Annotated in this window: 12 protein-coding genes; 3 read left to right on the forward strand and 9 right to left on the reverse strand. The window is 48.0% G+C overall.

Annotated features, from left to right (window positions below; translation table 11 throughout):
- Positions 1-3 precede the first annotated feature (3 nt).
- Both CBF27_RS11200 and map read right to left on the reverse strand, forming a co-directional pair.
- Positions 4-927 carry a YihY/virulence factor BrkB family protein gene (locus CBF27_RS11200; RefSeq protein WP_170175099.1) on the reverse strand — a complete coding sequence of 308 codons (924 nt, stop codon included), beginning with the start codon at positions 925-927 and terminating at the stop codon, positions 4-6.
- Positions 928-942: 15 nt separating this feature from the next.
- The gene (map, locus tag CBF27_RS11205) at positions 943-1,695 is read right to left on the reverse strand and encodes a type I methionyl aminopeptidase (protein ID WP_126814396.1); all 753 of its coding nucleotides are present in this window, start codon (positions 1,693-1,695) and stop codon (positions 943-945) included.
- A gap of 141 nt (positions 1,696-1,836) precedes the next feature.
- On the opposite strand from map, the gene CBF27_RS11210 reads away from it, so the two are divergent.
- Positions 1,837-2,286 carry a flavodoxin gene (locus tag CBF27_RS11210; protein WP_126814397.1) on the forward strand — a complete coding sequence of 150 codons (450 nt, stop codon included), beginning with the start codon at positions 1,837-1,839 and terminating at the stop codon, positions 2,284-2,286.
- Positions 2,287-2,328: 42 nt separating this feature from the next.
- On the opposite strand, the gene CBF27_RS11215 is transcribed toward CBF27_RS11210, so the two are convergent.
- Positions 2,329-2,898 carry a TetR/AcrR family transcriptional regulator gene (locus CBF27_RS11215; protein ID WP_126814398.1) on the reverse strand — a complete coding sequence of 190 codons (570 nt, stop codon included), beginning with the start codon at positions 2,896-2,898 and terminating at the stop codon, positions 2,329-2,331.
- A 225-nt stretch (positions 2,899-3,123) separates the two neighbouring features.
- Here CBF27_RS11215 and CBF27_RS11220 point away from each other — a divergent pair, with 225 nt between their 5' ends.
- Positions 3,124-4,362 carry an aminopeptidase gene (locus CBF27_RS11220; protein ID WP_126814399.1) on the forward strand — a complete coding sequence of 413 codons (1,239 nt, stop codon included), beginning with the start codon at positions 3,124-3,126 and terminating at the stop codon, positions 4,360-4,362.
- 71 nt (positions 4,363-4,433) lie between these two features.
- On the opposite strand, the gene whiA is transcribed toward CBF27_RS11220, so the two are convergent.
- From whiA to uvrB, 5 genes are all read right to left on the reverse strand, one after another.
- Entirely contained in the window at positions 4,434-5,354 is a 921-nt protein-coding gene (whiA, locus tag CBF27_RS11225; protein WP_126814441.1) for a DNA-binding protein WhiA, read from the reverse strand.
- A 22-nt stretch (positions 5,355-5,376) separates the two neighbouring features.
- Positions 5,377-6,369 (reverse strand): gluconeogenesis factor YvcK family protein, encoded by a 993-nt coding sequence (locus CBF27_RS11230; RefSeq protein ID WP_126814400.1) that lies wholly within the window; start codon positions 6,367-6,369, stop codon positions 5,377-5,379.
- Positions 6,366-7,259 carry an RNase adapter RapZ gene (rapZ, locus tag CBF27_RS11235; protein WP_126814401.1) on the reverse strand — a complete coding sequence of 298 codons (894 nt, stop codon included), beginning with the start codon at positions 7,257-7,259 and terminating at the stop codon, positions 6,366-6,368. The genes CBF27_RS11230 and rapZ overlap by 4 nt, the downstream gene beginning before the upstream one ends.
- 108 nt (positions 7,260-7,367) lie before the next feature.
- Entirely contained in the window at positions 7,368-10,187 is a 2,820-nt protein-coding gene (uvrA, locus tag CBF27_RS11240; RefSeq protein ID WP_126814402.1) for an excinuclease ABC subunit UvrA, read from the reverse strand.
- 13 nt (positions 10,188-10,200) lie between these two features.
- The gene (gene uvrB, locus CBF27_RS11245) at positions 10,201-12,198 is read right to left on the reverse strand and encodes an excinuclease ABC subunit UvrB (protein WP_126814403.1); all 1,998 of its coding nucleotides are present in this window, start codon (positions 12,196-12,198) and stop codon (positions 10,201-10,203) included.
- Between the two features lie 171 nt (positions 12,199-12,369).
- On the opposite strand from uvrB, the gene CBF27_RS11250 reads away from it, so the two are divergent.
- A complete protein-coding gene (locus CBF27_RS11250) occupies positions 12,370-13,704 on the forward strand; it encodes a C1 family peptidase (protein ID WP_126814404.1) in 1,335 nt (444 codons plus the stop codon).
- Between the two features lie 55 nt (positions 13,705-13,759).
- On the opposite strand, the gene CBF27_RS11255 is transcribed toward CBF27_RS11250, so the two are convergent.
- Positions 13,760-14,476, reverse strand: coding sequence for a YebC/PmpR family DNA-binding transcriptional regulator (locus CBF27_RS11255; protein WP_126814405.1), 717 nt, complete (start codon positions 14,474-14,476; stop codon positions 13,760-13,762).
- Between the last annotated feature and the right edge of the window lie 70 nt (positions 14,477-14,546).

The raw sequence follows: 14,546 nt of genomic DNA on the forward strand, positions 1-14,546 counted from the left end.
CTGCTAACGGTCGGTGTTTTTTTCTTTTCTATCTTCCAACTTACTTCTGACATATTTGCTGACACCCAAATCCCGCGGACGGATGCGCACGTACAGCAATTGCGCGGTCACCACATTAATCACGCCGCCGACAATAATCAACGTTGAAGCGATGTTCAGCCAGATGATAAACACAATCACTGACCCGATGATGCCGTAACTGGTAATACTTTGGGAAAAATAATGAATGTACAGTCCGAAAAATTGCGTGACCACCATCCAGCTGATTGTTGTGAACACTGCACCCGGGACAACTGTCCGGAAAGGGACAAGCGTATTCGGTACAAAGTAGTATATCAGCAGTAAAATCACAAACAGGACAATCGCCGTGACCGGCCATTTCAACGTGCTGAACGTGTCCGATATTTCCATCGGCAACTGTAAAATCGGCAGCAGGTAATCCACGACCGTTTGCCCGAAACCGATAATCACGACTAACAGGACAACAATTAAAAGAAAGAGAATGACCCAGATTACTGACAGCAGCCGCGTAATCAAAAAATTTTTTTGCCTCGCCACGCCGTATATTTTGTCCAATGTCATCTGAATGGCGCTGATACTCCGGCTGACCGCCCAGAAAGTACCGATGGCCGAGACCGACAGCAAGCCGCTGTTGCTCTGGGTCAGCAGACTGACAATCGTCCCCTGCATCTTGTCATAAATATCTAGCGGCAGCATCTCCTTAATATAAATCAGAACTGTCTGCTCGCTGATTTGCAAGTAGGGAAGGACGTTCCCTACCATAATCAGCATCGGAAAGAAAGCAAACAGCAAGTAATACGTCACGATAACCGACGACGAGCGCACCTCTGCTTTGTTAATCGTGTGTACAAATAACTTGAGCTTCTCTTTCCATGACAGCTTTGGATTTGGTGATGTGCTGTTCACGGGCACCAGCTCCTTTTAAGCCTCTTGATCAGTTAAAATTCTTGGACCATCAGCCGTAATTGCAACAGTGTGTTCAAACTGGCAGCTTAAACCGCCGTCACGCGTACGCGCCGTCCAATTGTTATTGTCCATCTTCATCTGCCAAGTTCCTGTATTGACCATCGGCTCAATCGTAATCACCATGCCTTCTTTCAGACGCAAGCCTTTCCCCTTTTCGCCATAGTGGGGAACAGCCGGACTTTCATGGATGGTCGGGCCAATGCCGTGACCGACAAAATCGCGGACAACAGACAGACCTTCGCCCTCCACATAAGTCTGAATTGCATGACCGATGTCGCCGATACGATTGCCGGGCTGTGCCTGTTCAATTCCCAAATACAGTGATTTTTCAGTCACTTCCATCAAGTGGTCGATTTCCGGTGTCGACTGGCCGACAATATAAGCCCAACAAGAATCAGACATCGCACCCTTCAAATCAATACACATGTCTACTTTTATCAAATCACCGGACTTCAATTTTTTCTTTCGCGGAAAGCCATGGCAGATTTCATCATTGATGCTGCAGCAGGTCGCATACTTATACCCTTCATAACCAATTTGGGCTGCAATCCCGCCATTTTTTTGAATCATGTCATGCACAAATAATTCAATATCCCAGCTGGTGATACCCGGCTTGATAAACTCCCTCAGCGCTTTATGCACATTCGCCAGCAGCGCGCCGGACTCCGCCATCATTTCTATTTCTCTTTCTGACTTTAACGTAATCATAATTACTACAAGACTCCCTTCTCAGCATGTCTATTTTAGCATAACATCAGTGATAGTCCAATACTTGTGATTCAGTCAGAAAGATTGCTATTATTTCATCTTCTGATATAATTTTCATGTAAAAAAGGGAAGGATGATAACATGCCTCTTGTAAAAATTGTGTACGCCAGTTTAACCGGTAATACGGAAGAAATAGCTGATATTGTTGCTGAAGCTTTTGAAGACAACGGCTGTGAGGTAACCATCGATGAATGCACGCAAGTGGATGCGGCTGATTTTCTGGAAGCAGACTTGTGTGTCGTTGCCGCCTATACATACGATGACGGCCACTTGCCTGACGAAATCGTGGATTTCTATGAAGAATTGCAGGAATTGGATTTGTCCGGGAAAATAGCCGGTGTCGTCGGCTCAGGCGACTCTTTTTACGACTACTTCTGTAAATCCGTTGATGATTTCGAACAGGCTTTTGCCGCTGCCGGGGCACGCAAAGGTGCGGCCTCAGTCAAAGTGGAACTGGCCGCGGAAGAAGAAGACATCGTGCAGCTTGAAACATTCGCCAGCGACATGCTGCGGACCTTCCAAGCACAATAAAAAAACGTCTGGCACGGCAAACTCCGTGACCCAGACGTTTTTTTAAAAGGTCAGTTTAAATTCCTTGGCTTGTTTTAAATTATCAATGACACCTTGCATGATTGCCACAATTTCGTCTTTTGTCGGGTGAATCAATTCAGCCGACGACAGGGAAGCCAAGCCTGTGGCGACAATCCATGTCCCTGAGAACAAGGCGTCTTTCGTTTCATCCGGCAAATCCTTCAAGTTATCTTGTGCATTCACGAGTGTCATAAAATACTCACGGCTGAAGCGGTTGATTTCCTGACCGCCGGCATAGTCTTCGACATATAAAGAACGGTATAAGATTTTTTCCTCGACGGCGAAGTTGATATAATTCAGCACCAAATCAAGCACCGCATCGCCTGTCACGACTTTTGAAAATACATCGTCAGTTAAATACCTTTCTACTTTATCAAATAACGCCTTTTTTAATTCTTCCATATTCTTGAATTCCAGATAAATGGGCTGAGTCGAACTTTTCATCTTACTGGCAATATTTCTTGCTGTGAAACGTGAAAAACCTTCTGTGGCAACCACCTCGTACGCTGCGTTCAAAATGTGATCTCTGGTAATTGTTTTTTTTCTTGCCATGAGATCCACCTCACCTTCCATTTTAATATGTTGTTTTAGAAATTCGAAATAATTATTAACGACTCGTGATAGTCTTATTAATAAATAACTGTATTACGTTCATTGTATCATGAATAATTTGTAAAAAAAAGTTTCTTGTAATATTTTATCAAATTCTGTCAATTGTTTCGAAAAAAATCCTATGTTATTATATGTATAATCCATTTAAGACTAGGAGGTTTTTAGATGACTTTAGCAAACTTTAGTACATTATTGCAAAAATATGCGGAACTAATTGTAAAAACTGGAGTAAATGTTCAAAAATCCCATACGGTTGTTGTACAAGTTTCTGTCGACCAGCGGCAGCTGGCCCGTCTGATCGTAAAAGAAGCCTATCAGGCCGGCGCCAAACAAGTTCTTGTGCAGTGGAACGACGATATTATCAGCCGTGAATTTTATCTTCACGCGGACGACGACATTTTAACCACGATTCCCCAGTACCGCATTGATGAAACGCTTTATTGGATTGAAAATGATGCCAGTCGGATCAGTGTTGTGTCGCAAAATCCTGATGCACTGGCCGGTGTCGACACGCAGCGAGTCGCTGCCTATCAGGCTGCGGCGGGAAAAGCACTGGTTGCTCTCCGTCAGACGACTCAGTCCAATAAAAACAGCTGGACTGTAGTTGCTGCCGCGGGACCGGAATGGGCGGCAAAAGTTTTCCCGGAATTGAGTGACAGTGACGCGCAAGTCGCCGCGTTGTGGGAAGCGATTTTCAATGCTGCTCGCGTGGATACGGATGACCCGATTGCTGCCTGGCAGGCACACGACCACACCCTGACTGCAAAAGCCGAATTGTTGAATCACGAACAGTTCGATGCGCTGCACTACCGAGCACCCGGTACCGATTTAATCGTCGGCTTGCCGAAAAACCATCGCTGGGAAGGCGGCGGCAGCACTAATTCGCGGGGGGAACGTTTCATGGCAAACATGCCGACGGAGGAAGTATTCACCGCGCCGGATGCCCGCCGAATCGACGGCACCGTTGTCAGCACAAAGCCCCTAAGCTATGCAGGCAGCACCATCTCCGGCATGTCCTTCACTTTCAAAGACGGAAAAGTGGTCGACGCTTCAGCCGAACAGGGGGAAGATGTCCTCAAGCACTTGCTGGCAATAGATGACGGGGCAAAGAGTCTCGGCGAAGTGGCCCTGGTGCCGCACCGCTCCCCGATTTCCCAGTCCGGCATCACCTTTTACAATACACTATTCGATGAAAATGCCTCAAACCATTTAGCTCTCGGGTCTGCCTATGCTTTCAGCATTGAAGGCGGAACGGAAATGACAGAAGAAGAGTTGGCAGACGCCGGCTTGAACCGCAGTCAGACCCATGTCGATTTCATGATCGGCTCAGAACTGATGGATATCGACGGAATCCGCCAAGACGGCAGCCGCGTCCCGATTTTCAGAGGCGGCGAATGGGCGTAACCTTTTGAAAAACACTCTTGCCGCATATGGCAAGAGTGTTTTTTGGTGACAGCAGAGATGTCTGATGTACATCACAATTTCTCTGCAAATTCATTGATTTTTCGGATGCGGTGGTTAATACCGGACTTTGTGATAGGGCCTGAAGGCAACATCTCGCCCAGTTCCTTCAAACTGATTTCAGGATGCTCCAGACGCAGCTCTGCAACTTCCCTCAATTTTTCCGGCAAAGCCTGCAAGCCGACTGTGTCTTCGATTCGCTGGATGTTTTGAATCTGGCGGGAAGCGGCATCAATCGTTTTATTCATATTGGCTGTTTCGCAGTTCACCAGCCGGTTGACAGAATTTCGCATGTCCCGCACAATCCGCACATCTTCAAACTTGAGCATGGCATTTGTGGCACCGATGAGTATCAGAAAATCAGCAATCTCTTCCGCACCTTTTAAATAGGCAATATAGCCGCTGCGCCGCTCCAATACACGTCCGTTCAAGTGATAAAAACGCAGCATCTCGCATAAATCATTGGCTTGTTCTTCATACAAGGCATAGATTTCGAGGTGATAACGGCTGGTCTCCGGATTGTTGACCGAACCCCCTGCCAAAAATGCCCCCCGCAAATATGACCGCATCTTTTGTTCATTGCCCATGATACTTGAAGACACACGTGTATTGAACATGTAGCCGTCCATGATTTCCAAATCTTCCAGAACACGCTGTGTGTCCTGTTTCAGGCGGACGATATAAACATTATTTTTTTTCAACTTCATCTTTTTCCGCACAAGCAACTCGCTGTTGACTTGGTAATGGTCTTTTAACAACGTATAAATACGGCGGGCAATGGCCGCATTTTCAGTTTGAACATTTAAGACAAACCGACGGTTAGCCAGGGTGACGGCACCGTTCATGCGAATCAACGCTGCCAGTTCCGCTTTTGCGTGTTCAAAGTGGACTTCCAATGTTGTCAGTTCTTTTTTCACATCAGATGCAAAAGACAACGCTGTCACACCCTTTCTTTCCTTAATATTTAGTACCAAAAACCAGCCGGAATAATTCATCCACCACTTTTTCGCCATCATGAAAAACACCGCCGTTGCTTAATTTTAGAAAATCAGCAGAAATCACGCGGCAGCCTTCATCTCGCAAGCCTTGAAAATCATGGCAGACTTGAACTAAGTATTCATCATAGATAGTCGGGTCCATGTAACCGTCCGGAACAGGTTCGGTATTCACCAGAACCGTATCGACAAACGGCTGGCCCAAATGTTTATGGAGTACTTTGACATGCTGGGCATCGGAAAAATGCTCCGTTTCGCCTTTTTGAGTCATGATGTTGCAAATATAAACCACTTCCGCCTCCGACTGGCAGACCGCCTCGCCGATTTCCTGAATCATCAGATTCGGCAAAATGCTGGTAAACAAACTGCCGGGGCCAAGTACAATCATGTCGGCATTTTTAATGGCCGTAATGACTTTTCGTGCCGGCACAGGCTTTTGATTGTCGCATGTATTGGTGACATGGACACGGTCGATCGTTTTGCGGTTTTTGGCAATATGCGATTCGCCGGATACGGATGTACCGTCCGTATACGTCGCATGCAAGGTCAGCGAACACTCGGAAGCAGGATAAACATGGCCGTCCACGTGCATAATCTGACTCAACAATTGGATGGCTTCGTAAGTGCTGTCGCGCATTTCCGACAAGGCCGCAATAATCAGATTACCGATTGTATGATTGGCGAGAAAATCATCACTTTCATGAAACCGGTACTGAAACAAATCTTCATACAATTTGGGCATGTCCGACAAGGCAACCAGCACATTGCGCAAATCTCCCGGCGGGGCGATGTTGACACTTTGCCGTAAAATACCACTGCTGCCCCCATCGTCAGCAACAGTGACAATCGCAGTAATATCTGCGCTTTGGTTCCGCAGTCCTTTCAAAATGACCGGCAGACCAGTGCCGCCCCCTATGACGACTATTTTTGGTTTTCTGATACGGTACGTTTTCACGACCGGTTCACCGTCTCTTTTCGCTTGCCAACATCCCGATGGGTGGTGTTGACCTTATATTGTTTGGCGATTGCCTGACTCAGCCGTTCAATTAACGCTACCGACCGGTGCTGGCCGCCTGTACAGCCGATCGCAATCGTCACATTCATCTTGCCTTCTTTTTGATAGCCGGGCAAAATCGACAGCAGCAGTTCCGAGAACCGCTGATAAAAATCTTCGGTTTCCGGGAAAGACATCACATAATCGTACACCGCTGCATCCATCCCCGTTAATGGCCGTAATTCAGGAATATAATGCGGGTTGGGCAGAAAACGCACATCCATCACGATATCCGCATCAATCGGCAGTCCGTACTTAAAGCCGAATGACACACAGTTCACCCGGAACGTGTGCGTGTCTTCCGATTTAAACAATTTCATGATTTTTTCTCTCAGCTGACGGGGCGATAAATCTGTCGTGTCCACCACGACTTGCGCCTCGGCTTTCAACTCTGCCAGCAGCGCCCGCTCTTTGCGGATGCCCTCTGTTACCAGACCGTCCATCGCAAGCGGATGGGTCCGGCGGGTTTCTTTGTATCTGGAAACCAGCTCCTCGTCGGATGCTTCCAAAAACAAAACGGTCGTGTCTACTAGTTTCGTATTCTCAATTTCTACCAGCATACTTTGAATTTCTTCAAAAAATGCTCTGGAACGCATATCAATTACAAGTGCTATCTTAGTAATTTTTCCGCTTTCTTTAATCAATTCCCAAAACTTCGGAATCAGGGACGGCGGCAGATTATCAATACAGAAAAAGCCCATGTCCTCAAAGCTTTGAATGGCCACTGTTTTCCCGGCACCGCTCATACCGGTGATGATTACCAGCTCCAAGCTGTCTACGTTCTTTGTCATTCATACGCACCTCTTTTCAGTTTGCATAGCTCATTATAACATACCTGGCGTGTCACAAACAGTTTTTCGAAAAAAGAAAGAACAGCCGGTTTGACTGTTCTTTCTTTTTTATGGCATCACTGTCTTTAAGTAGCGGCCGGTATAGCTTGCTTTCACCTGCACGATTTCCTCGGGCGTCCCCGTCGCAATGACTGTGCCGCCGCCGTCACCGCCTTCCGGTCCTAAATCAATGATGTGGTCTGCCACTTTTATGACATCCAAATTATGTTCAATGACCAGAACCGTATTGCCTGCATCCACCAGCCGATTCAATACATCAAGCAGTCTGCCGATGTCATCGGCGTGCAGTCCGGTCGTCGGTTCATCTAAAATGTAGAAGTTTTTCCCGTAGGACCGTTTGTGCAGTTCGCTGGCCAGCTTCATGCGCTGTGCCTCCCCGCCGGATAACGTGGTGGCCGATTGCCCCATTTTCACGTAGCCCAAGCCGACATCAACAATCGTCTGCAGTTTGCGGTGAATCTTAGGAATGGCTTTGAAAAAGTCGACAGCTTCTTCCACTGTCATATCAAGCACATCTGCAATATTTTTCCCTTTATAGTGCACTTCCAGCGTCTCCGAATTATACCGTTTGCCGTGACAAACCTCACACGGCACATACACATCCGGCAGAAAATGCATCTCTATCTTCAGAATCCCGTCGCCTTTGCAGGCCTCACAGCGGCCGCCTTTCACATTGAAACTGAAACGGCCTTTTTTATACCCTCTGATTTTCGCTTCGTTTGTTTTGGCAAAAAGATCACGGATGTCATCAAAGACACTAGTATAAGTCGCCGGGTTGCTCCGCGGTGTCCTGCCGATCGGGCTCTGGTCGATATCAATAATCTTTTCGATTTCTTCGTAGCCGGAAATCTGTTTGAATTTGCCCGGTTTGTTAGAATTGCGGTTCAGCCGTTGCGCCAACGCTTTTTTTAAGATGTCGTTGACCAGTGTACTTTTGCCTGAACCGGACACACCCGTCACCACAACAAACTGCCCCAGCGGAAAATCGACGTTAATATTCTTCAAATTATTTTGCCGGGCTCCGGTCACGCGAATCGCCTTGCCGCTGCCTGAACGGCGTGTGGCGGGTACCGGAATGCCCTTCTTGCCTGACAAGTATTGCCCTGTCAGCGATTTAGGGTTGCGGGCGACTTCCTCCGGCGTGCCGGCTGCCACGACTTCCCCGCCGTTTTCTCCCGCTCCGGGACCGATGTCAATCAAATAATCTGCCTCGCGCATCGTGTCTTCATCATGTTCCACGACAATCAGCGTATTACCCAAATCGCGCATCTGTTTCAGCGAATCAATCAGCCGGTCGTTGTCCCGCTGATGCAGCCCGATGGACGGCTCGTCAAGGATGTACAAGACGCCGGACAAATTTGACCCGATTTGAGTAGCCAGTCTGATGCGCTGGGCTTCCCCGCCCGACAACGTCCCCGAAGCACGGCTCAATGTCAAATAGTCAAGCCCTACATTGCGCAGGAAAGTCAGGCGCGCCTCCAGCTCTTTCAAGATTGGTTTGGCAATGACCTGTTCCTGCTCGCTCAATGTCAGCTGTTCAAAATAAGCCAATGCTTTAATGACCGACAGTTCGCTGACATCGCCGATATTCTGGTCGTTGACTTTAACGGAAAGCGCCTGTTCGTTCAGCCGGTAACCGTGACACGTCTCGCACACGAGTTCGGTCATATAAAGACGCATCTGTTCGCGTGTGAAATCACTGTTGGTCCCGTGGTAGCGGCGTTTGATATTTTTTAAAATGCCTTCGAACACCATGTCGACATCCCTGACCCCGCCGAACTCATTTTCATAATGGAAATGAAACTCTTCCTCCCCGGAGCCGTTCAGCAATATGGCCTGCTGTTCAGCCGGCAGTTCGTCAAACGGGCGGTCCATATCGATTCCGAAATGTTTGCACGCTTGTTCCAGCATTTGCGGATAGTAATTGGAACTGATCGGGTTCCACGGCACAATCGCGCCTTCTCGCAGCGTTTTGGATTTGTCAGGAATGACTAAATCGGCGTCCACCGACAGTTTCATCCCCAGTCCGTCGCAATCCGGACAAGCACCGAACGGCGTGTTGAAAGAAAACAGGCGCGGTTCGACTTCTCCGACTGTGAAGCCGCAGTACGGACAGGCATAGTGCTCACTGAACAAAATGTCTTCGCCGTCAATGACATTGACCAGCGCATAGCCGTCTGCCAACCGCAACGCCACCTCAAATGAATCAAACAAACGGGAGCGGATACCTTCCTTCACGACAATTCTGTCCACCACAATATCAATCGAATGTTTTTTGTTTTTATCAAGCTCGGGCACTTCGCTGATGTCATACAGCTCGCCATCCACACGGACCCGGACAAAGCCGTCCTTTTTGATTTTATCGAACACCTTTTTGTGCTGGCCTTTTTTGCCGGTCACCAGCGGCGACAAAATCTGCAGGCGGGTGCGTTCCGGCAGTTCCAGCACGCGGTTGACCATCTGTTCAATCGACTGACTGGTAATTTCTGTACCGTCATTCGGACAAATCGGGTGCCCGACACGTGCAAACAGCAGACGGAGATAGTCATTGATTTCCGTCACGGTTCCCACAGTGGAACGGGGGTTTTTGCTGGTCGTTTTCTGGTCGATGGAAATCGCGGGACTCAAGCCGTCGATGCTGTCCACATCCGGTTTATCCATCTGACCCAGAAATTGACGGGCATATGCGGATAAACTTTCCACATAGCGTCGCTGTCCTTCAGCATATAGTGTATCAAAGGCCAGCGAACTTTTTCCCGACCCTGACAAGCCGGTGACGACTACCAGCTTATCCCTGGGAATCGTCACGTCAATATTTTTTAAGTTATTGGCACGGGCACCGTGAATGACAATCTTGTCATTGGCCATATCCATCTCTCCTCTACTTGCCTTCAGCTTTTAATTCCAAAATTGTATCTCTTAAAGTGGCCGCCTTTTCAAAATCAAGCTCTTTGGCGGCTGTTTTCATTTCTTTTTCCAGACGGACCAGCAAGTCCTCTTTTTCCGGTCGTGACAGCCGGCTGTATTCCTCTGCAACGTCATAGCCATCATCTTCCTCAGCGACTTTCGAAATACTGATTAAATCGCGGATTTCCTTGATGATAGTCTTCGGCACGATACCGTGCTCCTGATTGTAGGCTTCTTGAATACTGCGGCGGCGGTTGGTTTCGTCAATCGCACTTTTCATTGAATCGGTCATCTTGTCTGCGTACATAATGACTTTGCCTTCCGCATTTCTCGCAGCCCGGCCGATGGTCTGGACCAGTGACCGTTCGCTCCGCAGGAAGCCTTCTTTGTCCGCATCAAGGATCGCAACCAGCGACACTTCAGGTACATCCAGCCCTTCCCGCAGAAGATTGATTCCCACCAAAACGTCAAACTCGCCCAACCGCAAATCGCGGATAATCTCCGTCCGTTCCAGTGTTTTCACATCACTGTGCAAATACTTGACTTTGATGCCCATTTCCTTAAAGTAATCGGTCAAGTCTTCTGCCATTTTTTTCGTCAGTGTCGTGACAAACACACGCTCATTTCTTTCCACCCGGTCATTGATTTCACCCAGCAAATCATCGATTTGTCCCATAATCGGGCGGACTTCCACCGGCGGATCAAGCAGCCCGGTCGGCCGGATAATCTGCTCTACTGTCGCATCAGACCGTTCTTGTTCATAAGGTCCCGGTGTGGCGGACACATAAATAATCCGGTCCACGTGGGTTTCAAATTCTTCCAGCCGCAGCGGCCGGTTGTCCAGTGCACTCGGTAAGCGGAAGCCGTAATCCACCAGCATTTGTTTTCTGGAGCGGTCACCGTTATACATTCCGCGTACTTGCGGCATCGTCACGTGGGATTCATCCACCACGATCAGAAAATCCTCGGGGAAAAAATCCAGCAGTGTATAAGGCGGTTCGCCTTCCTGCCGTCCGTCCATGTGGCGGGAATAATTTTCTATCCCGGATGTATACCCCATTTCACGCATCATTTCGATGTCATAGTTCGTCCGCTGTTCCAGCCGCTGGGCTTCCAGCAGCTTGTCTTGACTGCGCAATTCTGCCAGCCGTTCTTTCAGCTCCTCCTGAATTTTGCCGATGGCATGCTCCATGTGTTCTTCATTGGTCACGAAGTGTGTTGCCGGAAAAATGGCAACGTGTTCCCGGTCAGCAACGATCTCCCCCGTCAACGCATCCACTTCGCGGATGCGGTCGATTTCATCCCCGAAAAACTCGACCCGCAGTGCCCGCTCCTCACGCGATGCCGGAAAAATCTCCACAACGTCGCCTCTCACCCGAAAGCGTCCCCGTTGAAAGTCGATGTCGTTGCGGTCAAACTGGATGTTGACCAAATCCCGCAACAATGTATTCCGGTCCATTTCCATGCCTTCCCTCAGCGACAAGACTTGACTGCGGTATTCGGAAGGGTCGCCCAATCCGTAAATACAGGAAACCGAGGACACAACAATCACATCATTGCGTTCCAGCAGCGAACTGGTGGCGGAATGACGGAGCTTGTCTATTTCATCATTGATACTGGCATCTTTTTCGATATAAGTGTCACTGGAAGGGACGTACGCTTCCGGCTGATAGTAGTCATAATAACTGACAAAATATTCCACCGCATTATTTGGAAAAAATTCCTTGAATTCACTGTACAATTGTCCCGCCAATGTTTTATTGTGGGCAATCACTAATGTCGGTTTATTGATTTCTTTAATGACATTGGAAATAGTGAACGTCTTGCCTGAGCCGGTCACTCCCAGCAAGACTTGTTCTTTCTTGTCGGTCCGGATGCCGTCTACCAGTTTTTCAATTGCTTGAGGCTGGTCGCCTGAGGGCTGGTAATCAGACACCAAGTCAAATGCGTAAGAATCATCTCTTTCAATCACGCGGATTCCTCCTTTTTCCGGGCAATTCGCACAAACTGCTTTTTCATTTCTCTATTCTATCATAGCGAACATATTTTCGCCACCTGGATGTTTGGAAAGTCATGCAGCTGGCTTTCTTTTTTTCTGGAGAGGTGTAGAATAGAGAAGAAAGATACTTGAAAGGATGATTCGATGAGTAAAGCAATTCAGTTTGACCAAATCAGCACATTTCAGCAGCATTTTGACGAAGACGCGCACACCCGCGTCAATCAGCGGGCAGTAATGAAGAACGGCATTTTAGCTTCTTCTGAAAACCAGTCGGCAAAGATCGCTAATACCCCTGTGTTTTCCGTCGACCTGAAAACCGGCGCGGTGACCAATCAGAAAAAAAGCGGCCGCTGCTGGATGTTTGCAGCGCTCAACACACTGCGTCATGACATGCAGGAACGCTTGAATTTAAAAGAGTTTGAGCTTTCCCAAAACCACACATTCTTTTGGGATAAATTTGAGAAAGCAAACTACTTCTATGAAAATATTTTGAAGACAGCTGACAAACCGCTGACTTGCCGCAAAGTGGCTTTCCTGCTTCAAACACCTCAGCAGGACGGCGGCCAGTGGGACATGGTTGTGTCCGTCATTCAAAAATACGGTGTGGTACCAAAATCGGTCATGCCGGAAACACATGCCAGTTCCAACTCGCAGGAATTGAACAATTATTTAAATAAAAAACTGCGCAAAGATGCCATCAGACTGCGGCAACTGGTCGCAGAAGGAGCGGACGACGAACAGATACAAACAGAAAAGAACCAGATGCTGGAAGCTGTTTATCACCTGCTGGTCATCGCTCTAGGCACGCCGCCGGCACAATTCGATTTTTCATGGCGTGATGCAGACGGCACTTATCATTTTGAAGAAGCGTTGACACCTGTAGCTTTTTATGACACTTTTGTCGGCAAAAAACTGGATGATTACGTCAGCATCATCAATGCACCGACTGAGGACAAACCGTTCAATCACGTGTACACCGTGGACATGCTGGGCAATGTGGTCGACGGGAAAGAAGTACGGCACTTGAACTTGCCGATTGAGACGTTCAAAGAGCTGGCCGTTTCACAATTGCAATCAGGCGAGTCTGTCTGGTTCGGCTGTGATGTCGGGCAGTCTTCCACAAGAGACACCGGCATCATGGCACTCGATGCCTTCAGTCCGGACGAAACACTCGGCACCGACTTTGCAATGACTAAAGCTGAACGACTGGATTACGGGGAAAGCATGATGACACATGCCATGGTGCTGACAGGGGTCGACCTCGTACACGATGCGCCCGTCAAATGGCAAGTCGAAAACAGCTGGGGCGATAAAGTCGGCAACAAAGGTTTCTTCGTGATGAGCGACGACTGGATGTCAGAGTACACCTATCAAGTCGTCATCCATAAAAAATTCTTAGCTGACGATTTGTTGAAAGTTTTAGAAGAAGATGATGTGATTGTGCTGAAACCTTGGGACCCGATGGGGGCACTAGCTTAGAACTGTTCAGATAAAAAGCCAAAGGGGAGTGATTTCCCTCTGGCTTTTTAATGCATCACTCGAACGACACGTTATGGTGAACTTTCTGCACGTCATCCAGCTCCTCCAGCGTATCAATCAGCTTGTCAAATTGCGTTAAATCATCTCCCGAAAGCGTCACATCATTTTGTGCTAGCATTTCGAGTTCGGCAACGGTGAACGTTTCGATTCCCAGCTCTTTTAACGCTGTCTGGACGGTGTTGAAGTTCTCCGGTTCAGCGTAGACGATGACCTGGCCTTCTTCTTCAAACACATCACGAACGTCAATATCCTGCTCAAGCAGCTGTTCAAACACAGTGTCGGCATCAGCATGTTCGAAAGCAAACACAGCGGTGTTGGTAAACATGTAAGCCACCGAGCCGCTGACGCCCATATTGCCGCCGTTCTTACCGAAAGCCGCACGTACATCCGAAGCCGTCCGGTTTACATTATTCGTCAAGGCATCGACGATAACCATGGCACCATTCGGACCAAACCCTTCGTAGCGCAGCTCCGAATACGTGTCGTCGCTTGCTCCTTTGGCTTTTTCAACCGCACGGTCAATCACGTGCTTAGGCACATTGTATGTTTTAGCGCGCTCGATGACAAATTTCAATTTCTGATTCAGCTCTGGGTCGGGTTCGCCTTGTTTCGCCGCTACATAAATTTCGATGCCGAATTTTGCATAGATGCGGCTGTTGTTCGCTTCCTTCGCTGCTTTTTTCTCTTTGATATTCTCCCATTTTCGACCCATTTTTCCACTTCGCTTTCATTACTTTTTTACCGTTTTATTATAAGCCTGCTGACGCCATTTGTTAAGATTT

This window comes from Vagococcus acidifermentans, assembly GCF_003987655.1.
GTDB classification, from domain to species: Bacteria; Bacillota; Bacilli; order Lactobacillales; family Vagococcaceae; genus Vagococcus_B; species Vagococcus_B acidifermentans.